We start from the raw sequence: 23,295 nt of genomic DNA on the forward strand, positions 1-23,295 counted from the left end.
CTGGGGGGCGTCACGCTTCACCAGCGGGAGGCCGGGCCGTTGCTGGGCCCTGCTGGCACAGCGGGGGCGGCAGGTCCGAGCGCAGGGGAACGCGGTGGTAGGTGGGCGGGCGGAAGGGGCGCCGACGGTGGCGCGTGGAGGAGGATGCGGGCCTCGGTAAGTGCTGCGTGGGCATTGGTCAGGTGGACGCGCAGGCTGCGCTGCTGATCGAGGGCGGACACCTGCTCCTGGAGGGTGCTGCGGGGGCTGGTGGCCAGCAACAGGAGTTCGTCGAGAGCCTGGGCGTGGTGGGCAACTGCCCGGCCGAGGTGAACGGCCGTGCGGCTCAGTGTCGTGGCGGGTGGGAGATCGGGACTGCCGACGGTGAGCTGGTACTCGACGGCGGCAGCCAGCTGCGCGGTGAGGTGGCTGAGCAGGGCAGTGTGCCGGGTGGTGTGGAAGAGACCGTTGGGGTCGGGCGTGGCAGGGTGCTCGTTCATATCGGCGGTGACCGCGTCCACGGCCTGCCGCGGCAGCATGTCTTCAAGATCAACCGGTTCATACAGGTGCACGAGTTCTCCAAGGGAAGGGGGGCGGGCGTCACACCGCGGGGGCGGCGCGGTCCGGGGCTGCAGGTTGCCTGCAAGGCGGGGGCCGGGGCTGTTAAGCACGGCGCCGGGTGGTGAGCTCCGGTGGGTTCGGGGCGGTCTGCGCGGGGCTGCGGTGCTGCGCCGAGGGCGTGGTGAACGAGGCGAGGTGGCGGGATGCCAGCCGCGCTACGGTCCGGTAGGTGGTGGCGGCGCGCTGCATCTCGTCCTCGGCGCGGCGCAGCTGGTCGGCACTGCTCGCGGCCGTGGGGTCGGCGTCCTCGTACAGGTAAATCTCGGTGCGGAGGTGGGTGGCGAGGTTGCACAGAGTGCCGGCGAGCGAGACCTGATAGGAGGCGCCGACCAGCAGTGCCAGGGCTTCTGTACCACCTTCCGTCGCGGCGTACTCGCTGACCGACAGGTCGTGGACCTGGCGGGTGCACTGCAGGGCCAGTTCGTGCACCCGCAGGCTCAGGGGTGTGATCTCGCGGACAGGCTTGGCGATCTCACCCTCCCGGATCTGCCGGGCCTCGGCGGACAACTCCTTCAGAGTGCCGTGGACGCCGGAGAGCAGGCGGATGTGTTCGGTCAAGTCGGCCATGCGCGGATCTACTTCCGTGAGGGCGTACGGAGACGAGGTCGGGGTTACGAGCTGGTGTACGGGGTGCTGGTCGGCTCCGGGCCGGGGGCCTGCCACAGGAAGCGGGCGACATGGTCGTTGCCGTGGCCGGCCCGCGGGCGGGAGGCGGTGTGCCAGCCAGGGCGCGGCGGACGGCGGGCGATCAACCGCCAGCCCGCTCCACGCAGGGAGGCACCGCTCTCGCCCTCCTGCGTGAACGTGATCAGACGCCGGTATCCCAGGGCCTTCGCCGCACGCCACGACGCGCCGTAGAGCAGCGAGTTGGTGTTGCGGGTGCCGTCGCTGACGGTCCGGGTGACTTCGAGCGTGGTGCCGTCGTCGAGATGCCGGGCCACGGGGCGTCCGACGACGGCCACGGCCCGCAGGACTCCGGCGTCGTCGGCGGCGCCGACCGCGAAGATCTGCCCGGCCGGTGGAGGGTGATGGCGGTGCCAGACGCGCACGAAGTCCTTCGCTTCCCGGGAGCGGACCGGCACCAGGTGCAGGCGGGCCCCGCTCATGCGGCCTTCGTGAAGTCGGTCTTCTTCGCCTGGTGCTTCGCCAGCGCACGGTCGGTGATCGCCTGAGAGGCACGAGCGGATGCCGCGGAAAGCTCGGCGGCGTCGTCTTCGAGGTACCAGGGCCGCAGGTCGAGCATCGCGGCACGCATACCGGTGGCGAAGGCGAGCGCCGTGCCCTTGGGCAACGCGCGGATCGCGTCAGCGGGCAAGATCCGTTCCTGCCGCATCGAGATCGACGTCGACTTCCCCGAGTCCGAGTGCGAGATCGAGCGGGTCTCCACGTCGTGGTCGCCGATCAGGCGGGACAGCTTGTCCGCGAAGTCCGGGTCGTCGATGCCGGAGCCGATGACCTTGATCGTGGAGGCGGACCACATGGCGTCCATGCCCGCGTCCCCCCACACCTTCTGCCCCTGCCGGTAGGACTGGAGGTGACAGGTGAGAGGGTCATGCGGATGAGTGAGACACCGATGAACACCCTGCAATACCGCTTTGACGGGCCAGAAGACGCCCCTGTCCTTGTGCTGGGTCCCTCACTGGGTACCACATGGCACATGTGGGACCGCCAGATACCCGAGCTCACCCGCACCTGGCGGGTCTTCCGCTACGACCTGCCCGGGCACGGCGGCGCCCCCGCCGGGCCCGTGGCGTCCGTGGGGGAGCTGACCGCTCGGCTGCTCGCCGTTCTGGACGGGCTGGGCGTGCAGCGGTTCGGGTACGCGGGCTGCTCGATCGGCGGCGCGGTCGGAGCCGAGCTGGCACTGCGGCACCCGCACCGGGTGGCGTCCCTGGCGCTGGTGTCGGCGTCGCCCCGGTTCGGCACCGCCGACGAGTTCCGCCAGCGCGGCGTCATCGTGCGGACCAACGGCATGGAGCCCATGGCCGCCGCCGCGCCCGCGCGCTGGTTCACGCCGGCCTTCGCCGCGGCGCAGCCCGCCATAGTCGAGTGGGCCGTGCAGATGGTGCGCACCACCGACCCCGGGTGCTACATCGCCGCCTGCGAGGCGCTGGCCGCCTTCGACGTACGGCCCGAGCTGGGGCGGATCGCCGTGCCCACCCTCGTGGTGGTCGGCGAGCAGGACCAGGTCACCGGGCCCGGGGACGCCCGCACCCTGGTCGCGGGCATTCCCGACGCCCGCCTCGCGCTGGTGCCCGGAGCCGCCCACCTGACGCCCGTCGAGCAGCCCGCCGCCGTCACCGACCTGCTCGTACGGCACTTCTCCTCGGACTGGGAGGACGGCAGCACGACCCTGCTCGCCCCGGTGCCGCCCGCCCCCGAGGAAGCCCCCGAAGCCGCGCCCGCCGCCCCCGAGGGCCCGCCCGAGGCGGCGGCCGCCGGGCGGCCCGACCCGTACGACGCCGGAATGAAGGTGCGCCGCGAGGTGCTCGGTGAGGCGTACGTCGACGGGGTGCTGGCCGGCGCGGACGAGATGACCGGCGACTTCCAGGAGCTGCTGACCCGGTACGCCTGGGGCGAGGTCTGGACCCGGGAGGGACTCGACCGGCGCACCCGCAGTGTCGTCGCCCTCACCGCGCTCGTCGCGGGCGGGCACCAGGCCTCGCTGGCCACCCACGTACGGGCCGCCCTGCGCAACGGGCTCACCCCCGCCGAGATCCGCGAGGTGCTGCTCCAGAGCGCCGTCTACTGCGGTGTCCCGGCGGCGCAGGCCGCCTTCGAGACCGCCCGCGAGGTGGTCCGGCAGGAGACCACGCCGCAGCCGTAGCAGGATGGAAGCCATGAGCGACACCCACAGCAGCATCGAACTGACGAAGAAGTCCCACGCCTGCGTCCGTCTGGAGAAGGACGGGCGCACCCTGGTGCTGGACCCCGGCGCGTTCAGCGAGGACGACGCGGCGCTCGGGGCGGACGCGGTCCTCGTCACGCACGAGCACCCCGACCACTTCAGCGAGCCGCACCTGCGGGCCGCCCTGGAGGCGAACCCGGCCGCCGAGATCTGGACGCTGCGCAGCGTCGCCGAGCAGCTCTCCGCCGCGTTCCCCGGCCGGGTGCACACCGTCGGGCACGGCGACACCTTCAGCGCCGCCGGATTCGACGTCCAGGTGCACGGCGAGCTGCACGCCGTCATCCATCCGGACCTGCCCCGCATCACGAACGTCGGCTTCCTGCTGGACGGGGCGGTCTTCCACCCGGGCGACGCGCTCACCGTTCCCGACCAGCCCGTCGAGACCCTCCTCGTGCCGGTCATGGCGCCGTGGAACAAGGTCTCCGAGGTCATCGACTACGTGCGGGAAGTGAAACCGCGCCACGCGTACGACATCCACGACGCGCTCCTGACCGACCTCGCCCTGCCCCTGTACGGCCAGCACATCGGCAACCTCGGCGCCACGAACCACCACCACCTCGCACCGGGCGCTTCCACGAGGCTCTGAGCTGCTCGGACACCGACACGCACGCCGACTGTCAGACCCGACGAGTAGGTTGGGACCCATGCGCATCGCCACCTGGAACGTCAACTCGATCACCGCCCGACTGCCGCGGCTGCTGGCCTGGCTGGAGAACACCGGCACGGACGTGCTGTGCATCCAGGAGACCAAGTCGACCGCCGAGCAGTTCCCCGCCGCCCAGTTGCGCGAACTCGGTTACGAGTCCGCCGTCGTCGCCGACGGCCGGTGGAACGGCGTGGCCCTGGTCTCCAGGGTCGGCCTGGAGGACGTCGTGCAGGGCCTGCCCGGCGGCCCGGAGTACGGGGGAGCGCAGGAGTCCCGCGCCGTCTCCGCGACCTGCGGCCCGCTGCGCCTGTGGTCGGTGTACGTGCCCAACGGCCGCGAGGTCACGCACGACCACTACACGTACAAACTGGCCTGGTTCGAGGCGCTGAAGGCCGCCGTCGCCGACGACGCGGCGGGCGCACGGCCGTTCGCCGTGCTGGGTGATTTCAACGTCGCCCCGACCGACGCGGACGTCTGGAACCCGGCCCTGTTCGAAGGAGGCACGCACGTCACGCCCGCCGAGCGCGCCGCCCTGGCGGCCCTGCGCGAGACGGGCCTGTCCGACGTGGTGCCGCGTCCGCTGAAGTACGACCACCCCTTCACCTTCTGGGACTACCGCGAGCTCGGCTTCCCCAAGAACAAGGGCATGCGCATCGACCTCGTCTACGGCAACAAGCCGTTCACCGAGGCGGTCACCGACTCCTATGTCGACCGGGACGAGCGCAAGGGCAAGGGCGCCTCCGACCACGCCCCCGTGGTGGTCGACCTGAACCTCTGAGGCCGCAGTACCCTCCCGGAGCCCCGGCCGGGCCCCGGGAGGGCCCCCGGGCGCGCGTCAACCCCCGCGCGCCTGTGGTGTGCAGAGCCATGTGGGTGCGAACCTGAGCGGTATGAATTTCCTGGACACCTGGCGCAAGCGCCACGGTACGGCACGCGGGTTCGCGGTGTACGCGGCCGACGGCGCCGACCAAGAGGGCATCGCGGAGCTGCTCTCCGAGTGCGAGCTCCTGCGTGCCCGCGTCAAGCAGTACGGCCTCGAACTGGACGACAGCCCGGCCTCGTTGGAGGCCCTCGACCAGCTCCCGCCGCGCTGGCGCGACGACCCGGACGACCTGGAGGGCAGGGAGGAACTGCCCTGGCTGGGCAACGACGCCGGCCTCTATCTCGGCACCGTCGTCGTGCGCACCGTGCCCGGCGCCCACTGGCACCTGTGGCCGAACGGGCAGCCCGTGGTGGTGCTGGCCTCCGGGCGCGACCTCGATGTCGTCAAGGCGGGTCACGACTGGGTGGCCACCGGAGCCCCCGAGTTGTCACAGGTGTACGCGGAGGCCTCCGAGTTGTGACCCGTGCGACGCCTGTGGCGGCGACGGCGGTCCTCCCGGGCGCGGCGCCGCCAACCCCCGCGTCAACCGCGTAAATACGGTTATCGGTGATTGGTCCCACTTGTGCGTGTCGGGCGTGAAGTCCCTTTCCGGGCTGGATAGTTTGCGCTGACCTCGACACAGCTGAGAGTGGGTAGGGCAGCGTATGGCCGTCGATCCGTTGATCGAGCTGCGTGGCGTCAACAAGTTCTACGGACAGTTGCACGTCCTTCAAGACATCGACCTCACCGTCGGCCGCGGGGAGGTGGTGGTGGTCATCGGCCCGTCCGGCTCGGGCAAGTCAACGCTCTGCCGGACGATGAACCGGCTGGAGACGACGCAGTCGGGCAGCATCCTCATCGACGGCAGCCCCCTCCCCGAGGAGGGCAGAGCGCTCGCGAAGCTGCGCGCCGAGGTCGGCATGGTCTTCCAGTCCTTCAACCTCTTCGCGCACAAGACCGTCCTGGCGAACGTCTCGCTCGCCCAGATCAAGGTGCGCGGCCGGAAGAAGGAGGAGGCCGACCGGCGCTCCCGGGAACTCCTGGAGCGCGTCGGGCTCGCCGCGCACGCCGACAAGTTCCCCGCGCAGATGTCCGGCGGCCAGCAGCAGCGCGTGGCCATCGCCCGCGCGCTCGCCATGGACCCCAAGGCCCTCCTGTTCGACGAGCCCACCTCGGCCCTCGACCCGGAGATGATCAACGAGGTCCTGGAGGTCATGCGGCAGCTCGCCAGCGAGGGCATGACCATGGTCGTGGTCACCCACGAGATGGGCTTCGCCCGCTCCGCCGCCAACCGCGTGGTGTTCATGGCGGACGGCCGCATCGTCGAGGACCGCACCCCCGAGGCCTTCTTCACCGCCCCGGAGAGCGACCGCGCCAAGGACTTCCTCTCCAAGATCCTCAAGCACTGAGGGGGCCCGGAGACATGTCGCACACTCGAAAGCTCCTCGCCGTCCTGTGCCTCGCGCTCCTCGCCGTCGCCTGCGGCAAGGAGGGCAGCCCGCCCGTCAAGGGCCCGCGTCCCGACCAGCTCCCGCGCTACCGGGTCGTCCCGGGCTTCTCCCTGCCCGAGTCGGCCACCTGGCAGAAGGCCAAACGCCGCGGCCACCTCGTCGTCGGAGCCAAGGAGGACCAGCCGTACATGGGCGAGAAGGACCCGGCGAGCGGCCGCTACTCCGGATTCGACATCGAGATCGCCAAGATGATCTCGGCGTCCCTGGGCTTCGACCCGGCGTCCGTCCAGTTCCGCACGATCGCCTCCGCGAACCGCGAGACCGCCCTGCAGAACGGGCAGATCGACTACTACGTCGGCACCTACACCATCAACGACAAGCGCAAGAAGCTCGTCGGCTTCGCCGGCCCCTACTACCTGGCCGGCCAGTCCCTCCTGGTGCGCACCGACGAGAAGGACATCAACGGCCCCGACGACCTCGCGGGCAAGCGGGTGTGCTCCGCCGCGGGCTCCACCCCGTACCAGCGCATCGACGCGGAACACCCCGAGGCGGACCTCGTCGCCTACGACACCTACTCGGTCTGCGTCGACAACCTGCTCACCTACCAGGTCGACGCCGTCACCACCGACGACACGATCCTGATGGGGTACGCGGCCAAGGTCCCCGAGGAGATGAAGGTCGTCGGCGAGCCGTTCTCCGAGGAGCCCTACGGCATCGGCGTCCCCCGCCCCGACAACGCGCTCAGGTTCGCCGTCGACGACGCCCTGGCCGCGCGCCAGAAGAGCGGCGACTGGCAGAGGGCCTACGACGTCACGCTCGGTCTCTCGGGCCGAAAAGCCACCCCGGCACCCCCCATCGACCGCTACCCGGCGAACTGAGGGAGGCACCCGCGATGAACGTACTCACCGACAATTTCGCCCTGTACGGCAGAGGATTCCTCGGCACGGTCGAGCTGACCGTCTACGCCTCCCTGCTGGCCCTCGTGCTCGGCTTCGCCATGGCCGCCTGCCGGGTCTCCCCGGTCGGCTCCTTCCGGGCGCTCGGCACGGCCTGGGTGACGGTGCTGCGCAACACCCCGCTCACGCTGCTGTTCTTCGCCGTGCTGCTCGGGCTGCCGCGGTTCGGACTGGTACTGCCCTTCCAGCTGTTCGCGGTCCTCGCACTGGGCTGCTACACCTCGGCGTTCATCTGCGAGGTGCTGCGCTCGGGCATCAACACCGTGCCGCTCGGACAGGGCGAGGCCGCCCGCAGCCTCGGCATGACCTTCGGGCAGACGCTGTCGACCGTGGTGCTGCCACAGGCGTTCCGGTCGGTGATCCCGCCCGTCGGGTCCACGCTGATCGCGCTCGCCAAGAACTCGGCGATCGCCGGCGCGTTCTCCGTCACCGAGCTGCTCGGCACGTACAAGACCCTCAACGAGCTGGGTTACAGCGTCATCTGGTCCTTCGTCTGGATCGCGCTCGGATACCTGATCGTCACCCTCACCATCAGCGCGCTCTTCCACGCGCTGGAGAAGCGCTGGGGAGTCGCCCGATGAGCCGCGCCCTGTCCACCCGTTCCACCGCCCTCTACGACATCCCGGGCCCCAGGACCCGGCGACGGCACCTGATGTACGGGATCGCCTCCACGGTCCTGCTGCTCGCGCTGCTCGCCTGGATCGTGCATCTCCTGTTCGACACCGACCAGTTCACGGCGGCCAAATGGACCCCGTTCCAGTACAAGGGCATCCAGGAGCTGCTGCTCCACGGACTCGCCAACACGCTGAAGGCGTTCGCGTACGCGGCGGTGCTCTCGCTCGCACTGGGCGCGCTGCTCGCGGTGGGGCGTCTGTCCGAGCACCGCCCGCTGCGCCGGCTCGCCGGGCTGTGCGTGGAGTTCTTCCGCGCCATGCCCGTACTGGTGATGATCTTCTTCATCTTCGTGGCGTTGCAGGTCCAGCCGCTGCCCGCGCTGGTGGCCGGGCTGACGCTCTACAACGGCTCGGTGCTCGCGGAGGTGTTCCGTACCGGGGTCGCCTCCGTGGACCGCGGCCAGCGGGAGGCCGCCTACGCGCTCGGCATGCGCAAGACGCAGGTCATGACGCATGTACTGGTGCCGCAGGCGGTCCGGGCGATGCTGCCGACCATCATCAGCCAGTTGGTGGTCGCGCTGAAGGACACCTCCCTCGGATACCTGATCACTTATGAGGAGTTCCTCCATGCCGGAAAGCTCATCGCGTCCAACCTCGACTACGATCTGCCTTTCATCCCCGTAGTTCTGGTGATCTCGCCGATCTACATCGGGATGTGCATGCTGCTCTCCTGGTTCGCCAACTGGGTGGCCAGGCGTCAGCGACGCAATCCCAAGACGGAGGCCGTGGACATCGGACCGGCCGAGGCGGGAACGCTGCTGCCCAGCAGGCAGTAGCCCGATGGCGGGAGCACGCCTGTCCGGCAGCAGCCGGGGATCACTCGTGCCGAAGCGGAACCGACGCGTCACGCGCGTCGGCCGCGGGGACGAGAAGGTCAGCTGCGTGCCGGACGGGTGGTGCCCGCCGAGGGCCGGGGGACCAGGGCCGGGGCCGTGCCGCCGTCAGCTCTTCAGGGCGCTCTTGGCCTGCCAGTCGGCCCAGGAGACGTTCCAGTTGCCGTAGCCGTTGTTGAGGGCCTGGGTGCCCTTGGAGCCGGAGCCGGTGACCTCGAAGGGGTCGCCGATCTGCACGGCGTCGTAGACGGCCTTGGCGTCGGAGTCGCTCATGCCGATGCAGCCCGAGCTGTGGTTGGTGTTGCCGAAGTAGGCCCTGTTCCACGGGGCCGCGTGCGCGTACATGCCCGACCAGGTCAGCCGCATCGAGTAGTCGACCATCTTGTCGTAGCTGTCGCTGCCGGTCAGGCCCACCGTCTCGGAGCGCATGTTGATGGTGCCCTCCTTCGACATCAGCACCGTCTTGCCGCGCCAGGACGCCTTGTCGCCGCCCGGGGTGCCCGCCGACATCGGGGCGTCCTTGACGGTCTCGCCGTCGCGGATCAGCTTCAGGCGGTGGTTGTCGAGGTCGACCTTGACGATCTGGTTCTTGCCAACCGTGAAGTTCGTCGTGTAGTCGCGGACGAACCAGCCGCCGCCCCTGCCCGAGTCCACGCCGTTCAGGTCGGCGTTCAGGGTGATCTTGGTGCCGGACTTCCAGTAGTCCTTGGGGCGCCAGTCGACGCGGTCCTTGCCGGAGTAGTCGGTCATCCAGCCCCAGGAGCCCTCGGTGTTGTTCGAGGTGGTGAGCTTGAGGTGCTTCTCGACGTCGGCCTTGTTCTTGACCGGGTTGTCGAACACGATCGACACCGGATGCGCGATGCCGATGGTGGTGTTCTTGCCGGGGGCGATGGTCAGCTTGTTGACCTTGTCGGCGGCCTGCGTGGTGAAGTCCGCCTTGGTCGCGGTGGCGCCGGCGGCCTTCGCCTCGACGGTGTAGCTGGTGCCGGGAGAGGTGGTGCGCGCGGAGGTCCAGGACGTGCCGTCGGCGGATATCTGGCCGGTCAGCGTGCCGCCCTTGGTGTCCTTGACGGTGACCGAGTCCAGCTTGCCGCCCCCGGTGAGGGTCACCTTGACCGGCTCGCCCGCCTTGGCCTGCTTGCCGGAGGCGCTCACCGACACCTTGGTCTGCGGCGTCTCCTTGGCGGCCGCGGCGGCCGCACTGCCACCGTCGCCGTTGCAGGCGGTGAGCGCGGCTGCGGCGAGCACGGCGGTACCGGCGAGCGTGACGGTACGGAGCCGGGCGTGCGGGCGGCGTATGCGGGTCAACTGGAAAACCTCCGTGGCGGTGCGTGGTCGTGCGGGTGCGTCTGCCTGTCGTTCGTCCTCTCTGTAGGAGGTAATCCGGAAGGCCCCGGTTGCACCAAACGGGGGAAGGGGTTTGTGACAAGTCCCGCAGCGGCCGCGGACGAAAGTCCCTGGACAGCGGGACCTGCGGCCCCTTGCGGCGGCGAAGGAACCGTGTCCTCGTGGAGGGTTCCGTGGTGTGTGCCGGACTTCCAGCGGCGGATCACCACGGGGAGGATCATGATCACCCCCGCCGTCGGCCACTGCCGGGCAGGTTCGCCGGCCGGACGCCGCAGCAGGCGGTCACGGGCCGGGACCGCGGCGGTCCGGTGGACGGACCGGGCCGATCACCGTCGGGTACTGGTGCCGGGACCGCACAGCGCCGAAGCTCTGACCATGACGCATGCACAGGACCCGCAGGACCCGCCGTACCCGTCGGAGGCGCAGGGCCCCCAGGATCCGCAGGACGCGGTCCCGGCGGGGGACACCAGAATGGAGCTGCCGCTGCGCGGGGTCGTCAGGGCGATGCCCATCGCGGCGGTGGTCGTCACCGTGATGTGGGGCTACACCGTCTTCGCGGTCGTCCGGGGCGGCAACAACGCCGCGCTCTCCGGTGCGCTGATGTCCTTCCTCGGCCTGCTGCTCCTGTTCGTCACCGTGACCTACTGCGGCTACCTGGTCCGCCCGCTGACCCTGGGGGCGGACCGGGACGGGGTCTCGGTGCGGCTGCCCCTCCTCGCCGAGCGCACGATCCCCTGGGACGACGTCCTGGCGGTGCGGGTGGCGGGTGTGCGGGCCGGCCAGTTCCTGATCGTGGAGGCCCGCGCGTCCTCGGCGGGCGCGCTGCCGTACGTCTCGCGCCCGCGGGCCGCGTACCGCAGGTTCTCCCTGATGACGGGCAGCGCGCCGCGCGTGAAGCAGGGCCTGTGCTTCGAGACGTACGTCTTCGCCTTCGCCCTGGACGACGCGCTGCGCATGCTGCGCGCGTACGCGCCGCCCACCCTGTACGTGGAGGACCTGCGGCGCTGAAGCCGGGCGGCGCGGGGCGCCGTGCGTATGCGGCCCGGCAGTGACGATTCCTCGAACGAGGCAGCGCATCGCGGGGTCAATTCCCGCTCAACCACACTCTTTTGGGGGACTACGTGCCTGCGGCACGCGGGTCTACGCTCCTCGTATCCCTCGCCCGTGCAATTGCATATGGGATTTCACGAGGGTCTTCGCACTCGAGAGAGGTGGCCGAATGCAGATGTGCAACGGTGTTGCCGCGAGCAGCATCCCGGGCGTCACGTGGGTCAAGAGCAGCGCCAGCGCGGGCGGCAACTGCGTCGAACTGGCGGCGATTCCCGGGGGATCGGTCGCGATGCGCAATTCCCGCGACCCGGAGGGGCCGGCCCTGATCTACACCGGGGCGGAACTCGAAGCCTTCGTGGCCGGAGCGAAGGCCGGGGAGTTCGACGGATTCGGGAACTGACTCCGTCCCGGTGAAGGGGATTGTGCGGGGGCCGGGACACCGGCCCCCGCACAGCTTTGGGCAAAGGTTGTCCCGGCGGGTGCGGCAGCCCCAGTCTGGGACGCTGGCCCTTCGTGTCGCCTTCCCCTGGAGTGTGCATGCCTGCCGATCGCTTCCGAGACGACGTGCCGGAGGAGCGGATCGGCCGGGGAGCCGCACGGGACGGGGCGTTCCGGGGGAAGTCGGAGGCCGCCGCCCGGGTGCTCGGCGAGCATCTGCGCCAACTGCGCCAGGAGCGCCGGCTCGGGCTCAAGGACGTCGCCCCGGTGATCAGGGGGTCGGTCTCGAAGGTCAGCCGCCTGGAGCGGGGCGAGAGCCCTCCCAAGGAGCGGGACGTCCGGGACCTGATGAAGTACTACCGGTTGAGCCCGATGGAGACGTTCGAGATCGAGAGCCTGCTGCGGCACACGCAGGAGAGCCACTGGTGGAGCCAGTACGCCGATGTGACTCCCGGGTACTTGCGTCGGCTGATCGGGCTGGAGGGTGCGGCGGAACGCATCTACACGTACGAGAACCACATAGTTCCGGGGCTCCTCCAGACGCCGGACTACGCGCGGGCGGTGGTCGGCGCCGCCGTGCCCGGCGCGACAGTGCTGGAGATCGAGAGACGCGTCGAGCTGCGCCTTCGCCGGCAGCGCATTCTGCGGGGGGCCCAGTCGCCCATGATGGTGGCGCTGCTGGACGAAAGTGTCCTGCTGCGCCCGGTGGGCGGCCCCCGGGTCATGCTGGAGCAGTTGCTGCACCTGAAGAGAGTGGCGAACGGCGGCGGCATCCACGTCCGCATCGTGCGTTTCGAGGACACTGACGTCAGCGCGAGCATCGCGCCGAGCTATCCGATCACCCATCTGAAGTTCCATGACGGCGGTCCGGCCGAGCTGGTGTACGTCGAGCTCATCGACAGCGCGCTCTACCTGAGCAAGCCGCCGCAGGTGGACCTGTACCGGCATGTGCTCAACGAGCTGAGCTACGTCGCGGCGTCACGACGGGACAGCGCGGACATGCTCGATGAGGCGATCGCGCGGCAGCAGGCCCGCCTCGGGGCGGCGGAGCGCGCGGCGGCCGACGAGAAACGTGCCTGACGGCCACCGCGTCCGACGGCTACAGCACCTCGCCGACGCCGCCCCACTCGATCCACTCCTGGCTCTTCTGCCGGGGCACCACCTGGGAGTCCGCCCGCCAGTCGGTGACATCGCAGAGCGGCGCCTTGCCGTCGCCCTTCCCGAATCCGGGGTCGAGGATGCGGAGCCCTTCGAAGTAGGCCTCCACCTCCTCGGGCTTCCGCACCCTGCCCCAGTGGCCGCCCGTGCTGACGTCCATCAGCCGGGTCACCCGCTCGCGAACGTCGGCCTGCTCGCTGGCCAGTTGGCAGATCACCATGAAGTCGCCGGGCTTGAGACGGGCGCGCACGGTGTCGACGAGGGTGCGCGCGTCCTCGTCGGGGACACAGTGCAGGACCGATACGAACAGGGCAGCCGTGGGCTTGGTGGGATCGATGAGCCGCCGGTACTCGGCGTGCCCGGTGATGTAGTCCTGGTCGCGCATGTCCGCCTTGATGATGGCGGTCTGTTCGTTCTCCTCCAGCGTCGTGCGGCCGTGGGCCAGGACGATGGGGTCGTTGTCGATGTAGACCACGTGTGACGCGGGATCGACGCGCTGGGCGATCTGGTGCACGTTGTCCTGGGTCGGCAGGCCGGAGCCGTGGTCGACGAACTGCCGGATTCCGTAGTCCTCGGCGAGGACACGCACCACCCGGCGAAGGAAGTTGCGGTTGTTGAGGGCGAGTTCCTTCGTGCTGGGCGCGATGGTGAGCAGTTCCACGCAGGCGTCGCGGTCGGACTGGTAGTTCTCGATGCCGCCGAGCAGCCAGTCGTACATGCGGGCCACGCTCGGTGTGTCGACGTCGATCGCGTGCGGGCCGACCGTCTTCTGTTGATTCATGTGTCCCCCAGGGTCCGCGGCCGTTCCGGCACGGCCGCGGGTGTGGCCTCATGCTAGGGACAGGCCGAGCGGTGGGACAGACCACAATCGGGCGATGTCGCAGTGGGGTTGACGACGTGTGCGAGCCCGAGACCCATGAGGGGCGGGCGGGCGGCCGGGCCGGCCGCCCGTTGCCGCCTAGGCGTCGGAGTCGCGCCTGCGGGACAAGAGCCCCCTCGTGATCTGGAACAGAGGGGGCAGCAGGCTCGCGAGGTCGGCAAGGTCGGGTCCCGCGTGGTGAAACGCCGACCATGCCGCGCAGGCGAGAGAGAGGGCGGGGCTTCCGAACCGTTCGAAAAGGTTCGGATTCCGTCGACGGGGCGGGGTTGCCGGTGGAGGGTGAGTGGTATTTTCACCGGAGGCCGGGTCTTCGGGTAACGGGTCCGTGCTGTCGGAATTGGACATGGCTCTTCCTTGGTTGTCGGTGCAGTTCCGGAGTGGGCCTTGAGGCGGTGCATGCCTCAAGGCCCTATTTCCGTCACCCTAGCCCGCCCGAAACCCCCTTGGCTTCCTCTCCCCTGGGCTTTTCCTCTCCTGCAAACGGTGGGAATTCTTCGCGTCCGCGATGCACTCGGAGAATTCGCACGGACGTGCGGCAGGCGGAAAGGTGAAGCGTTCAGAAAGGGAACTCGTCGAGCTCATTCCATGGCGCGTGAGAACGGATTTCGGTCAGAAACCGTCCAGAGAGAGCCGATGGGGCCGAATATGCCAGAAGCACTTCGGCGAGGCGTTTGCCGAGCCGGGCGGTGGGCCCAGAAAAAAATCATGGAACATCTCTGGCGTGCAACTGCCCATGCAAGCAAACGGACGCTGCAACTCCGATTCGGCTGCCGACCAGGAACCGTTCCGCTGCGACGCGGTCTTGTCCCCCCGGCCCCGCCGGGCCACCGTGGAGGCCCGCCGAGCCGGGTGCTCGGCAGTGTCCGATCGGAGACCCGATGGCCCCTCACGTCCTGCCCCACACCCTCGTCGGCGAGGGCTCGCACCACGTGCTCGCCGTGCACGGGTGGTTCGCCGACCGCAGCGCCTACGCCGCGATCCTGCCCGACCTCGATCTGGAGACCTTCCGGTACGCCCTCGTCGACCTGAGGGGGTACGGGGAGTCGCTGAACACGGGCGGGTCCTTCACCACCCGCGAGGGCGCCGCCGATGTGCTCGCCGTCGCCGATCACCTCGGCTGGGAGCGGTTCTCGCTGGTCGGGCACTCCATGGGCGGCAGCGTCGTCCAGCGGGTCGTGGCCGCGGCTCCGGAGCGGGTGCGGCGGCTGGTGGGGGTGTCGCCGGTGCCGGCGAGCGGGCTGCCGATGCCCCCCGAGCAGTGGGAACTCTTCGCGGAAGCGGCCGACCGGCCCGAGAACCGGCGGGTCATCCTCGACCTCACCACCGGCGGCAACCGGCCGTCCGCCTGGCTCGACCGGATGGTCCAGCAGTCGGTGGGCCGCAGCGACGCCAAGGCGTTCCGGGCGTGGCTGGACTCGTGGGCCGGAGAGGACTTCCACGAGGACGTCATGGGGTCGCCCGTGCCCGCGCTCGCGGTCGTCGGCGCGCTCGACCCGGCGCTGGGGGCCGCCCTGACGCGGGAGACCTGGATGCGCTGGTACGCGCGGGCCGAACTGGCCGAGATCGGCGGCGCCGGGCACTACGCCATGGACGAGACGCCCCTCGAACTCGTGCGGACGGTCGAGGACTTCCTGCGCGCGGACGGGGACGAGGCCGGGGCCGGGGCGGAGTGAAGGACGTGCGGGACGTTCCTGACGTGTACGACCCGCGCCGGTACGCACGGGGCGTCCCGCACGAGGACTACCGGTGGCTGAGGGACGCGGCGCCGGTCGCCTGGCAGGACGAGTACGAGGTGCTCGGCTGGCCCGCCGGGCCCGGCTTCTGGGCGGTGACCCGGCACGCCGACGTCGTACGGGTCCTCAAGGACGCCCGGGTCTTCTCGTCCTGTCTCGGGGCCACCCAGATCCGCGACCCCGATCCGGCCGACCTGCCCTTCGTGCGGCGCATGATGCTCAATCAGGACCCGCCGCAGCACGGGAAGTTGCGGCGGATCGTCAGCGGGGCCTTCACGCCGGGACGCATCGACCGGTTCGAGGCCCGGGTGCGGGAGCGGGCCCGTACGCTGCTGGAAGCGGCGGTACGGGACGCCGAGGACGGCGTCTTCGACCTGGTCGCCGCCGTCACCGACGAGTACGCGCTGCTCAACCTCACCGACCTGCTCGGCGTCCCGGCGGCCGACCGCGGCCTGCTCCTGGACTGGACCGAACGCGTCATCGCCTACCAGGACCCCGAAGAGGCCGACCGGCTGGTGCGCGGGCCCGACGGGCGGCCGGTGAACCCGCGCTCGCCCGCGATGCTGGGCGAGATGTTCGCGTACGCCCGCGAGCTGGCGGCGTACAAGCGCGAGCGGCCCGGCGAGGACCTGATGACGGCGCTGGCGACGGCGCGGACGGCGGGGGAGGGGGCCCGGCTGGGCGACGCCGAGCTGGAGATGTTCTTCTTCCTGCTCACCGTCGCGGGCAACGACACCGTCCGCAGTGCCGCACCCGGTGGCTTCCTGGCACTCGCCGAGGACCCGGCGGCTCAAGAGGCCATGCGGGACGTGGAGACGGGGCGGGCCGTGGAGGAGCTGTTGCGGTGGCATCCGCCCGTGCTCAGTTTCCGGCGGACCGTCGCCGAGGACACCGAACTCGCCGGAAGGAAGCTCCGTACGGGCGACAAGGTCGTGGTCTTCCACGCCTCCGCCAACCACGACGAGCGGGTCTTCGCCGACCCGCACCGCCTCGACCTCACCCGTTCGCCCAACCCGCACGTGTCCTTCGGCGACGGCCCGCACGTCTGCCTCGGCGCGCACTTCGCCCGCCTCCAACTGCGCGTCCTGCACGAGGAGGCGCTGCGGGTGCTGCCGCGCTACCGGACGGCCGGGCCGCCGCGGCGACTCGTCTCCCACTTCATCAACGGGATCAAGTCCCTGGAACTGGAGGTGGGTTAGGCGGTGACGCCCCCGGTGCGAGGCGGGCGGGAGGCTTCGTGGCGGCAGCCGGGCCCGGCGGGCTTGTTGCGTACGGATGACGTTCCGGCCCGAGGGGCGAGACGTACCACGTGGCACCTGGCGGGGGCCTGGCGCCGGGGCTACGCTGCGCGGACGTCTCACGCCTGGAGGTACGCATGCGCCGACCCACCCGGTCCACCCGGCCCGCATTTCGGGCGCTGACCCTGCTGGCGGCGACAGCCGTCGTCGTCACGGTCGGCGGGGCGGCCCCGCCGGGCGCCGCGAGTCCGCCGCAGGCCGACGCCGCGCCCGCCAAGGTGCCGGTCGCCGTCGGATACGGCGGGGCGGTGGCCAGCGTGGACGCGGACGCGTCGGCGGCGGGCATCGAGGTGCTGCGGAACGGCGGCAACGCCGTGGACGCCGCCGTCGCCACGGCCGCCGCGCTCGGCGTCACCGAGCCGTACTCGGCGGGCATCGGCGGCGGAGGCTACTTCGTCTATTACGACGCCGAGTCCCGCACGGTGCGCACCATCGACGGGCGCGAGACCGCGCCGAAGAGCGCCGACAAGAACCTCTTCGTCGAGAACGGGAAGCCGATCCCGTTCGAGGAGGCCATGACCAGCGGGCGCAGCGTCGGCACCCCCGGCACGCCGGCCACCTGGGACAGGGCGTTGGACGCGTGGGGCTCCAAGCCGCTGCGCACCCTGCTGAAGCCCGCCGAGAAGCTGGCGCGGGACGGCTTCACCGTCGACGCGACGTTCCGCTCGCAGACGCAGGGCAACGAGGCCCGCTTCCGGGACTTCCCGGACTCCGCGAAGCTCTTCTTGCCGGGAGGGCGGCTGCCGGTCGTCGGTTCGACGTTCAAGAACCCCGACCTGGCGCGGACGTACCAGAAGCTGGGCAGGGACGGAGTCGGGGCGCTGTACCGCGGCGACCTCGCACGCGACATCGTCCGTACGGTCCAGAAGCCGCCCGTCGACCCGAAGGCCACCCGCACGGTGCGCGCCGGCGACCTGCGGGAGAGGGACCTGCGCGCGTACGAGACCGAGCGTCGGGCCCCGACGAAGGTCTCCTACCGGGGGCTCGACGTGTACGGGATGGCGCCGTCGTCGTCGGGCGGCACGAGCGTCGGCGAGGCGCTCAACATCCTGGAGCGGACCGACCTGCGCAAGGCGTCCCAGGCGAAGTACCTGCACCGGTTCATCGAGGCCAGCCGGATCGCGTTCGCGGACCGGGGGCGGTGGGTCGGCGACCCGGCCTTCGAGAACGTGCCGACGCGGGGACTGCTGTCGCAGAAGTACGCGGACTCGCGGGAGTGCCTGATCAAGGACGACAAGGCGCTGGTGAGCCCGCTGCCGCCGGGCGACCCGCGCAACCCGTCGCGGACGTGCGGAAGTCCGGGGAAGGCCGCGCCGACGACGTACGAGGGCGAGAACACCACGCACCTCACGGCGGCGGACAAGTGGGGGAACGTCGTCGCGTACACGCTGACCATCGAGTCGACCGGCGGCAGCGGGATCACCGTGCCCGGGCGGGGTTTCCTGCTCAACAACGAGCTGACGGACTTCTCCTTCGCCCCGGCCAGTCCGGCGGTGCACGACCCGAACCTGCCCGGTCCGGGCAAGCGGCCGAGGTCGTCGATCTCGCCGACGATCGTCCTCGACAGGCACGACCGGCCCGTGCTGGCGCTCGGGTCGCCGGGCGGGGCGACGATCATCACGACCGTGCTGCAGAGTCTGATCGGGCACGTGGACCGGGGCCTGCCGCTGGTCGACGCGATTGCCGCGCCGCGGGCCAGCCAGCGGAACGCCGCCGCGACCGAGCTGGAGCCGGGGCTGTGGGACAGCGCGGTGCGGGGCGAGCTGGAGCGGCTCGGGCACGTCTTCAAGCTGAACCCGGAGATCGGGGCGGCGACGGGGGTGCAGCGGCTGGGTGACGGCCGGTGGCTGGCGGCGGCGGAGAGGGTGCGGCGGGGGGGTGGTTCGGCGATGGTGGTCCGGCCGTAGGCTCGCCGGGGCCGTCCGGTATGGCCTGCCTGGCCGTGGGACCGCTCCTCGGGCCTGCCTACCCGAGCCGGGTGGAGCTGCACGGGCCGGTGCTGGGTCCGTGCCCCGGCTGAGTGGCCCCCTCTTTGCTCCCGTTCCACCACCCCTCGCCCCCTTGGGCGACGGGGCCGCCCCAAGGGGGGGGAGGGGGGTGCCCCCTGCTCGAGCGAAGCCGAGAGCTTGGGGGAGGGCGGGCAAGGGGGCGGCCCCTTCCGCTCCCGGTCCACCCGGGTGCCGCTCCCTGCGTGAGCGCCTGTGCGGGGCACGCTCCTCCGCCGAGGCCGGGATACCAGCCCCCGTGCCGGACGCCTCAGCCCTGCCCGGCTCGGGCAGAGAGGCCCCGGACCCGCCCCTCCACCTAAAGCGCTCGCCGCGCGGCCAAGGAGAACGGTTCCCGTGCGGGTCCGTCGTGGCTGGTCGCGCAGTTCCCCGCGCCCCTGAAGGGGCACCACCCCCGGTGGGAAACGTGCGGGCGCGTCGTGGTTGCTCGCGCAGTTCCCCGCGCCCCTGAAGGGGCACGGCCGCCCGGCCGGTTCGGGGCGCTTCTCAGAGCGCCGTCAGGACCCGGGCCCGCCCCCCTTCCCGTACCGCCACCGTGTGCTCCACGTGCGCCGCGCGGCTGCCGTCCGTCGTGCACAGGGTCCAGCCGTCGGGCGCCGAGCCGTACCCGTCCCCGCCGCCCCCGATCAGCATCGGCTCGATCGCGATCACCATCCCGTGCCGGAGCTTCATGCCCCGCCCCCGGCGCCCCTCGTTCGGGACCTCCGGGCCCTCGTGCATCGTACGGCCCACTCCGTGGCCCCCGAAGCCCTGCGGGATGCCGTAACCCGCCGCCCGGCACACCGTGCCGACCGCATGGGCGATGTCGCCCGTGCGGTTGCCGACGACCGCGGCCGCGATCCCCGCCTCCAGGGCCGCCCGGGCCGTCTCGATCAGGCGCACGTCGGCCTCCCGCGCCCGGCCCACCGTGAAGCTGATCGCCGAGTCGCCGACCCAGCCATTCAGGCTCGCCCCGCAGTCGATGCTCACCAGGTCGCCGTCCCGCAGCCGGTAGTCCGTCGGGATGCCGTGCACGATCGCGTCGTTCACGGAAGCGCAGATGACCGCGGGGAAGGGGACCGGCGCCCAGTCCGGGTGGTAGTCGAGGAACGGCGAGCCAGCCCCCGCCTCCCGCAGCACTTCCCGCGCCACCTCGTCCAGTTCCCGCAGGGACACCCCCACCGCCGCCGTCTTCTCGACCGCCGCCAGGGCCCGGGCCACCACGCGGCCCGCTTCACGCATCGCGTCCACGGACGCGTCTGTCTTGATCTCCACCATGCCAATTACTATACCGGTCGGAGAGGTATTAGAATAACGCCATGGTTCGAACCCCCCTCACCCCCGAAGAGCACGAGCGCGGCGAACGCCTCGGCCGGCTGCTGCGCGAAGCCCGCACCGCGAGCGGCCGCACGATCGTCGAGGTCGCCGCCGCCGCGGGGCTCTCCGCGGAGACGCTGCGGAAGATCGAGACCGGCCGCGCCCCGACTCCGGCCTTCTTCACGGTCGCCGCGCTCGCGGGCACGCTCGGCCTGTCCCTGGACGGGCTGCTGGTGCAGTGCGAACTGATGCCGGTCGTGGGCACGGCGTAAACGGGAAGCGGACTCCGCGCGGCGGGGGGCCGCGCGTAGGGTCGGCGCATGGACCTCCTGAGCGCCTTCTCCCGTACCCGCTACATCAGCCTCACCACCTTCCGCAAGGACGGCACCCCGGTCGCCACTCCCGTCTGGGTCGCGGGCGACGGCGAGGCGCTGTACGTGTGGACCAACGAGGAGTCCTGGAAGGTGAAGCGGATCCGGCGCGACGGCCGGGTCACCGTCACCGCCTGCGACCTGCGCGGCAGGCTCACTCCCGGCGCCCCGACCGTCGAGGGCCGGGCGACCGTGCTCGACGCGGAGGGGCTGCGCGAGGTGCGCGGGATGATCGCGCGCAAGTACACCTGGCAGTACTGGATGACGGACCTGCCCGCGCGGCTCGTGCGCCGGGGCCGGCGGCCGCACGTGGGCATCCGGATCGAGCTCGCGACCTGAGGCTTCGGGCGGCTCGCCGAGGGGCCCTGCGGTCAAGGCGCGGAGCGGGGGGCTTCACCCCTGCGGGTGTGAAACATGATCGACTCCGCCGGTTCGCGGCGATGGTCTTGCCCCGCCCCGCGCCGCGGCTTACGTTCAAGCATCCACGTCCCAACTCTACGGGCGTAGAGGGTCTCTGACGTCCCGTCGGACGTCCGGGGCGTCCGGCCGTGCGGGTCGTGCGAGCCGTACGGGTTGAACGGGTTGAACGGAGTCGAGTCATGGCCCACGTCGTACGCGCCGCTCTGGTCCAGGCCACCTGGACCGGCGACACCGAATCCATGATCGCCAAGCACGAGGAGCACGCCCGGGAGGCCGCCCGGCAGGGAGCGAAGGTCATCGGCTTCCAGGAGGTGTTCAACGCCCCCTACTTCTGCCAGGTCCAGGAGGCCGAGCACTACCGCTGGGCCGAGGCCGTCCCCGAGGGGCCGACCACCCGCCGCATGCAGGACCTGGCCCGTGAGACCGGCATGGTGATCGTGGTCCCGGTCTTCGAGCGCGAGTCCTCCGGCTTCTACTACAACACCGCCGCCGTCATCGACGCCGACGGCAGCTACCTCGGCAAGTACCGCAAGCACCACATCCCCCAGGTCAAGGGCTTCTGGGAGAAGTACTACTTCAAGCCCGGCAACCTGGGCTGGCCGGTCTTCGACACCGCCGTCGGCCGCGTCGGCGTCTACATCTGCTACGACCGCCACTTCCCGGAAGGCTGGCGGCAACTGGGCCTCGAAGGCGCCCAGCTCGTCTACAACCCCTCCGCCACCTCGCGCGGGCTCTCCGCCCACCTGTGGCAGCTCGAGCAGCCGGCCGCCGCCGTCGCCAACGAGTACTTCGTCGCCGCGATCAACCGCGTCGGGCAGGAGGAGTACGGCGACAACGACTTCTACGGCACCAGTTACTTCGTGGACCCGCGAGGCCAGTTCGTCGGCGAGCCGGCGTCCGACAAGAGCGAGGAACTGGTGGTCCGCGACCTCGACTTCGACCTCATCGAGGACGTGCGCCAGCAGTGGGCGTTCTACCGCGACCGCCGCCCCGACGCGTACGAAGGACTGGTCAAGCCCTGAACTCCGACGCGTCCGCACCCCACGAAGGACTGGCCCAGCCATGACCGACCTGCACTCCCGCCACCAGGCCGTCCTGCCCGAGTGGCTCGCCCTCTACTACCAGAACCCGATCGAGCTCACCCACGGCGAGGGCCGCCACGTCTGGGACGCCGAGGGCCGCAAGTACCTCGACTTCTTCGGCGGCATCCTCACCACGATGACCGCGCACGCCCTCCCCGAGGTCACCAAGGCGGTCACGGAACAGGCGTCCCGCCTCATCCACTCCTCCACCCTCTACCTCAACCGCCCCATGATCGACCTCGCGGAACGGGTCGCCCACCTCTCCGGCATCCCCGACGCCCGCGTCTTCTTCACCACCTCGGGCACCGAGGCCAACGACACCGCGCTGATGCTGGCGACGACGTACCGCCGCTCCAACCAGCTCCTGGCGATGCGCAACAGCTACCACGGCCGTTCCTTCTCCACCGTGGGCCTCACCGGCAACCGCAACTGGTCGCCGACCAGCCTCTCCCCGCTCCAGACGCTGTACGTCCACGGAGGCGTCCGCTACCGGGGCCCCTTCGCGCACCTCTCGGACGCCCAGTTCATCGAGGCGTGCGTCGCCGACCTGGAGGACGTGCTCGGCCAGACCCGCGGCCAGGTCGCCGCACTCATCGCCGAGCCGATCCAGGGCGTCGGCGGATTCACCTCCCCGCCCGACGGCCTCTACGCGGCCTTCCGCGAGGTGCTCGCCCGCGAGGGCATCCTGTGGATCGCCGACGAGGTGCAGACCGGCTGGGGCCGCACCGGCGACCACTTCTGGGGCTGGCAGGCACACGCCGAGAACGGCCCGCCGGACATCATGACCTTCGCCAAGGGCATCGGCAACGGCATGTCCATCGGCGGCGTCGTCGCCCGCTCCGAGGTCATGAACTGCATCGACTCCGGCTCCATCTCCACCTTCGGCGGCTCGCCGATCACCATGGCCGCCGGCCTCGCCAACCTCTCGTACCTCCTGGAACACGACCTCCAGGGCAACTCCCGCCGCGTCGGCGGCCTCCTCCTGGAGCGTCTGCGCGCGATCGGCGCGGCGACCCCCTGCGTACGGGAGGTACGCGGCCGGGGCCTGATGGCGGGCATCGAGATCGTCCGCCCCGGCACCGACCAGGCCTGGCCGCAGGCGGCCGGCCAGGTCCAGGAAGCAGCCCGCGAGGGCGGCCTCCTGCTGGGCAAGGGCGGCGGCCACAACACCAGCGTGCTGCGCATCGCCCCGCCGCTCTCGCTGACGGTGGCGGAGGCGGAGGAGGGCGCGGCCGTCCTGGAACGCGCCCTGCGGAGCGTGTAGTCCAGCTCGTCCCTCCCGGGGG

At 70.9% G+C, this 23,295-nt stretch carries 24 protein-coding genes and 1 pseudogene; 18 read left to right on the forward strand and 7 right to left on the reverse strand.

Annotated elements, in window-relative coordinates; translation table 11 throughout:
• Positions 1–17: 17 nt before the first annotated feature.
• The 4 genes and pseudogenes from ACIP93_RS15345 to ACIP93_RS15360 form a co-directional block, all read right to left on the reverse strand.
• A complete protein-coding gene (locus tag ACIP93_RS15345; RefSeq protein ID WP_401758929.1) occupies positions 18–518 on the reverse strand; it encodes a hypothetical protein in 501 nt (166 codons plus the stop codon).
• 124 nt (positions 519–642) lie between these two features.
• Positions 643–1,167 carry a hypothetical protein gene (locus tag ACIP93_RS15350; protein WP_401758932.1) on the reverse strand — a complete coding sequence of 175 codons (525 nt, stop codon included), beginning with the start codon at positions 1,165–1,167 and terminating at the stop codon, positions 643–645.
• A gap of 44 nt (positions 1,168–1,211) precedes the next feature.
• On the reverse strand, positions 1,212–1,706 hold the full coding sequence (locus tag ACIP93_RS15355; protein ID WP_401758934.1) for an XF1762 family protein: 495 nt from the start codon (positions 1,704–1,706) through the stop codon (positions 1,212–1,214).
• Positions 1,703–2,149, reverse strand: a pseudogene (locus ACIP93_RS15360) (TraM recognition domain-containing protein); the annotation flags it as partial. The gene ACIP93_RS15355 and the pseudogene ACIP93_RS15360, both read right to left, overlap by 4 nt.
• A 9-nt stretch (positions 2,150–2,158) precedes the next feature.
• Here ACIP93_RS15360 and ACIP93_RS15365 point away from each other — a divergent pair.
• From ACIP93_RS15365 to ACIP93_RS15400, 8 genes are all read left to right on the forward strand, one after another.
• Positions 2,159–3,427: an alpha/beta fold hydrolase gene (locus tag ACIP93_RS15365; RefSeq protein ID WP_401758937.1), complete on the forward strand. Its 1,269-nt coding sequence runs from the start codon at positions 2,159–2,161 to the stop codon at positions 3,425–3,427.
• A gap of 13 nt (positions 3,428–3,440) precedes the next feature.
• Positions 3,441–4,094, forward strand: a complete 654-nt coding sequence (locus tag ACIP93_RS15370; protein WP_345218219.1) for an MBL fold metallo-hydrolase — start codon at positions 3,441–3,443, stop codon at positions 4,092–4,094.
• A gap of 58 nt (positions 4,095–4,152) precedes the next feature.
• The gene (locus tag ACIP93_RS15375) at positions 4,153–4,932 is read left to right on the forward strand and encodes an exodeoxyribonuclease III (RefSeq protein WP_345218221.1); all 780 of its coding nucleotides are present in this window, start codon (positions 4,153–4,155) and stop codon (positions 4,930–4,932) included.
• A gap of 112 nt (positions 4,933–5,044) precedes the next feature.
• Positions 5,045–5,497, forward strand: coding sequence for a DUF6278 family protein (locus tag ACIP93_RS15380; RefSeq protein ID WP_345218223.1), 453 nt, complete (start codon positions 5,045–5,047; stop codon positions 5,495–5,497).
• 184 nt (positions 5,498–5,681) lie between these two features.
• Positions 5,682–6,425, forward strand: coding sequence for an amino acid ABC transporter ATP-binding protein (locus tag ACIP93_RS15385; RefSeq protein ID WP_401758940.1), 744 nt, complete (start codon positions 5,682–5,684; stop codon positions 6,423–6,425).
• Between the two features lie 14 nt (positions 6,426–6,439).
• Positions 6,440–7,345: a glutamate ABC transporter substrate-binding protein gene (locus ACIP93_RS15390; protein WP_345218228.1), complete on the forward strand. Its 906-nt coding sequence runs from the start codon at positions 6,440–6,442 to the stop codon at positions 7,343–7,345.
• A gap of 14 nt (positions 7,346–7,359) precedes the next feature.
• The gene (locus ACIP93_RS15395) at positions 7,360–8,004 is read left to right on the forward strand and encodes an amino acid ABC transporter permease (RefSeq protein WP_345218230.1); all 645 of its coding nucleotides are present in this window, start codon (positions 7,360–7,362) and stop codon (positions 8,002–8,004) included.
• The gene (locus ACIP93_RS15400; RefSeq protein ID WP_345218231.1) at positions 8,001–8,873 is read left to right on the forward strand and encodes an amino acid ABC transporter permease; all 873 of its coding nucleotides are present in this window, start codon (positions 8,001–8,003) and stop codon (positions 8,871–8,873) included. Before ACIP93_RS15395 ends, ACIP93_RS15400 begins: the two co-directional genes overlap by 4 nt.
• A gap of 165 nt (positions 8,874–9,038) precedes the next feature.
• Here ACIP93_RS15400 and ACIP93_RS15405 read toward each other — a convergent pair whose 3' ends face one another.
• Positions 9,039–10,238, reverse strand: coding sequence for an Ig-like domain-containing protein (locus ACIP93_RS15405; protein ID WP_401758945.1), 1,200 nt, complete (start codon positions 10,236–10,238; stop codon positions 9,039–9,041).
• A gap of 414 nt (positions 10,239–10,652) precedes the next feature.
• Here ACIP93_RS15405 and ACIP93_RS15410 point away from each other — a divergent pair, with 414 nt between their 5' ends.
• The 3 genes from ACIP93_RS15410 to ACIP93_RS15420 all read left to right on the forward strand — a co-directional run bounded on the left by ACIP93_RS15410 (position 10,653) and on the right by ACIP93_RS15420 (position 12,845).
• Positions 10,653–11,285 (forward strand): PH domain-containing protein, encoded by a 633-nt coding sequence (locus ACIP93_RS15410; protein WP_401758948.1) that lies wholly within the window; start codon positions 10,653–10,655, stop codon positions 11,283–11,285.
• A 211-nt stretch (positions 11,286–11,496) separates the two neighbouring features.
• Positions 11,497–11,727: a DUF397 domain-containing protein gene (locus ACIP93_RS15415; protein ID WP_345218237.1), complete on the forward strand. Its 231-nt coding sequence runs from the start codon at positions 11,497–11,499 to the stop codon at positions 11,725–11,727.
• Positions 11,728–11,864: 137 nt separating this feature from the next.
• Positions 11,865–12,845 (forward strand): helix-turn-helix domain-containing protein, encoded by a 981-nt coding sequence (locus ACIP93_RS15420; RefSeq protein WP_401758951.1) that lies wholly within the window; start codon positions 11,865–11,867, stop codon positions 12,843–12,845.
• Positions 12,846–12,864: 19 nt separating this feature from the next.
• On the opposite strand, the gene ACIP93_RS15425 is transcribed toward ACIP93_RS15420, so the two are convergent.
• Entirely contained in the window at positions 12,865–13,704 is an 840-nt protein-coding gene (locus tag ACIP93_RS15425; protein WP_401758954.1) for an SAM-dependent methyltransferase, read from the reverse strand.
• Between the two features lie 977 nt (positions 13,705–14,681).
• Here ACIP93_RS15425 and ACIP93_RS15430 point away from each other — a divergent pair.
• The 3 genes from ACIP93_RS15430 (at position 14,682) to ggt (ending at position 18,741) form a co-directional block, all read left to right on the forward strand.
• Complete coding sequence (locus ACIP93_RS15430) at positions 14,682–15,476, forward strand: alpha/beta fold hydrolase (RefSeq protein ID WP_401758957.1); 795 nt, start codon at positions 14,682–14,684, stop codon at positions 15,474–15,476.
• Positions 15,473–16,735 carry a cytochrome P450 gene (locus tag ACIP93_RS15435; RefSeq protein ID WP_401758960.1) on the forward strand — a complete coding sequence of 421 codons (1,263 nt, stop codon included), beginning with the start codon at positions 15,473–15,475 and terminating at the stop codon, positions 16,733–16,735. The genes ACIP93_RS15430 and ACIP93_RS15435 overlap by 4 nt, the downstream gene beginning before the upstream one ends.
• A gap of 176 nt (positions 16,736–16,911) precedes the next feature.
• Complete coding sequence (gene ggt, locus ACIP93_RS15440) at positions 16,912–18,741, forward strand: gamma-glutamyltransferase (RefSeq protein WP_401758963.1); 1,830 nt, start codon at positions 16,912–16,914, stop codon at positions 18,739–18,741.
• 585 nt (positions 18,742–19,326) lie between these two features.
• Here the strand turns inward: ggt and map are convergent.
• Positions 19,327–20,097, reverse strand: coding sequence for a type I methionyl aminopeptidase (gene map / locus ACIP93_RS15445; protein ID WP_401758966.1), 771 nt, complete (start codon positions 20,095–20,097; stop codon positions 19,327–19,329).
• Between the two features lie 41 nt (positions 20,098–20,138).
• Between map and ACIP93_RS15450 the strand changes: the two genes are divergently transcribed.
• The 4 genes from ACIP93_RS15450 to ACIP93_RS15465 all read left to right on the forward strand — a co-directional run bounded on the left by ACIP93_RS15450 (position 20,139) and on the right by ACIP93_RS15465 (position 23,273).
• Complete coding sequence (locus ACIP93_RS15450; RefSeq protein WP_345218251.1) at positions 20,139–20,408, forward strand: helix-turn-helix transcriptional regulator; 270 nt, start codon at positions 20,139–20,141, stop codon at positions 20,406–20,408.
• Positions 20,409–20,456: 48 nt separating this feature from the next.
• Positions 20,457–20,846 (forward strand): PPOX class F420-dependent oxidoreductase, encoded by a 390-nt coding sequence (locus ACIP93_RS15455; protein ID WP_401758968.1) that lies wholly within the window; start codon positions 20,457–20,459, stop codon positions 20,844–20,846.
• Positions 20,847–21,106: 260 nt separating this feature from the next.
• Positions 21,107–21,949, forward strand: coding sequence for a nitrilase-related carbon-nitrogen hydrolase (locus tag ACIP93_RS15460; protein ID WP_401758971.1), 843 nt, complete (start codon positions 21,107–21,109; stop codon positions 21,947–21,949).
• Positions 21,950–21,989: 40 nt separating this feature from the next.
• Positions 21,990–23,273 carry an aspartate aminotransferase family protein gene (locus tag ACIP93_RS15465; RefSeq protein ID WP_401758974.1) on the forward strand — a complete coding sequence of 428 codons (1,284 nt, stop codon included), beginning with the start codon at positions 21,990–21,992 and terminating at the stop codon, positions 23,271–23,273.
• The last annotated feature ends 22 nt before the right edge of the window (positions 23,274–23,295 follow it).

Source organism: Streptomyces sp. NPDC088745 (assembly GCF_044751045.1).
In the GTDB taxonomy this organism is placed as follows: Bacteria; Actinomycetota; Actinomycetes; order Streptomycetales; family Streptomycetaceae; genus Streptomyces; species Streptomyces cremeus.

Bases quoted from the DNA above. Each gene is read 5' to 3' on its own strand.
- ACIP93_RS15345 (WP_401758929.1), bottom strand. From the start codon at position 518: ATGCTGCCGCGGCAGGCCGTGGACGCGGTCACCGCCGATATGAACGAG.
- ACIP93_RS15350 (WP_401758932.1), bottom strand. From the start codon at position 1,167: ATGGCCGACTTGACCGAACACATCCGCCTGCTCTCCGGCGTCCACGGC.
- ACIP93_RS15355 (WP_401758934.1), bottom strand. From the start codon at position 1,706: ATGAGCGGGGCCCGCCTGCACCTGGTGCCGGTCCGCTCCCGGGAAGCG.
- ACIP93_RS15365 (WP_401758937.1), top strand. From the start codon at position 2,159: ATGAGTGAGACACCGATGAACACCCTGCAATACCGCTTTGACGGGCCA.
- ACIP93_RS15370 (WP_345218219.1), top strand. From the start codon at position 3,441: ATGAGCGACACCCACAGCAGCATCGAACTGACGAAGAAGTCCCACGCC.
- ACIP93_RS15375 (WP_345218221.1), top strand. From the start codon at position 4,153: ATGCGCATCGCCACCTGGAACGTCAACTCGATCACCGCCCGACTGCCG.
- ACIP93_RS15380 (WP_345218223.1), top strand. From the start codon at position 5,045: ATGAATTTCCTGGACACCTGGCGCAAGCGCCACGGTACGGCACGCGGG.
- ACIP93_RS15385 (WP_401758940.1), top strand. From the start codon at position 5,682: ATGGCCGTCGATCCGTTGATCGAGCTGCGTGGCGTCAACAAGTTCTAC.
- ACIP93_RS15390 (WP_345218228.1), top strand. From the start codon at position 6,440: ATGTCGCACACTCGAAAGCTCCTCGCCGTCCTGTGCCTCGCGCTCCTC.
- ACIP93_RS15395 (WP_345218230.1), top strand. From the start codon at position 7,360: ATGAACGTACTCACCGACAATTTCGCCCTGTACGGCAGAGGATTCCTC.
- ACIP93_RS15400 (WP_345218231.1), top strand. From the start codon at position 8,001: ATGAGCCGCGCCCTGTCCACCCGTTCCACCGCCCTCTACGACATCCCG.
- ACIP93_RS15410 (WP_401758948.1), top strand. From the start codon at position 10,653: ATGACGCATGCACAGGACCCGCAGGACCCGCCGTACCCGTCGGAGGCG.
- ACIP93_RS15415 (WP_345218237.1), top strand. From the start codon at position 11,497: ATGCAGATGTGCAACGGTGTTGCCGCGAGCAGCATCCCGGGCGTCACG.
- ACIP93_RS15420 (WP_401758951.1), top strand. From the start codon at position 11,865: ATGCCTGCCGATCGCTTCCGAGACGACGTGCCGGAGGAGCGGATCGGC.
- ACIP93_RS15425 (WP_401758954.1), bottom strand. From the start codon at position 13,704: ATGAATCAACAGAAGACGGTCGGCCCGCACGCGATCGACGTCGACACA.
- ACIP93_RS15430 (WP_401758957.1), top strand. From the start codon at position 14,682: ATGGCCCCTCACGTCCTGCCCCACACCCTCGTCGGCGAGGGCTCGCAC.
- ggt (WP_401758963.1), top strand. From the start codon at position 16,912: ATGCGCCGACCCACCCGGTCCACCCGGCCCGCATTTCGGGCGCTGACC.
- map (WP_401758966.1), bottom strand. From the start codon at position 20,097: ATGGTGGAGATCAAGACAGACGCGTCCGTGGACGCGATGCGTGAAGCG.
- ACIP93_RS15450 (WP_345218251.1), top strand. From the start codon at position 20,139: ATGGTTCGAACCCCCCTCACCCCCGAAGAGCACGAGCGCGGCGAACGC.
- ACIP93_RS15455 (WP_401758968.1), top strand. From the start codon at position 20,457: ATGGACCTCCTGAGCGCCTTCTCCCGTACCCGCTACATCAGCCTCACC.
- ACIP93_RS15460 (WP_401758971.1), top strand. From the start codon at position 21,107: ATGGCCCACGTCGTACGCGCCGCTCTGGTCCAGGCCACCTGGACCGGC.
- ACIP93_RS15465 (WP_401758974.1), top strand. From the start codon at position 21,990: ATGACCGACCTGCACTCCCGCCACCAGGCCGTCCTGCCCGAGTGGCTC.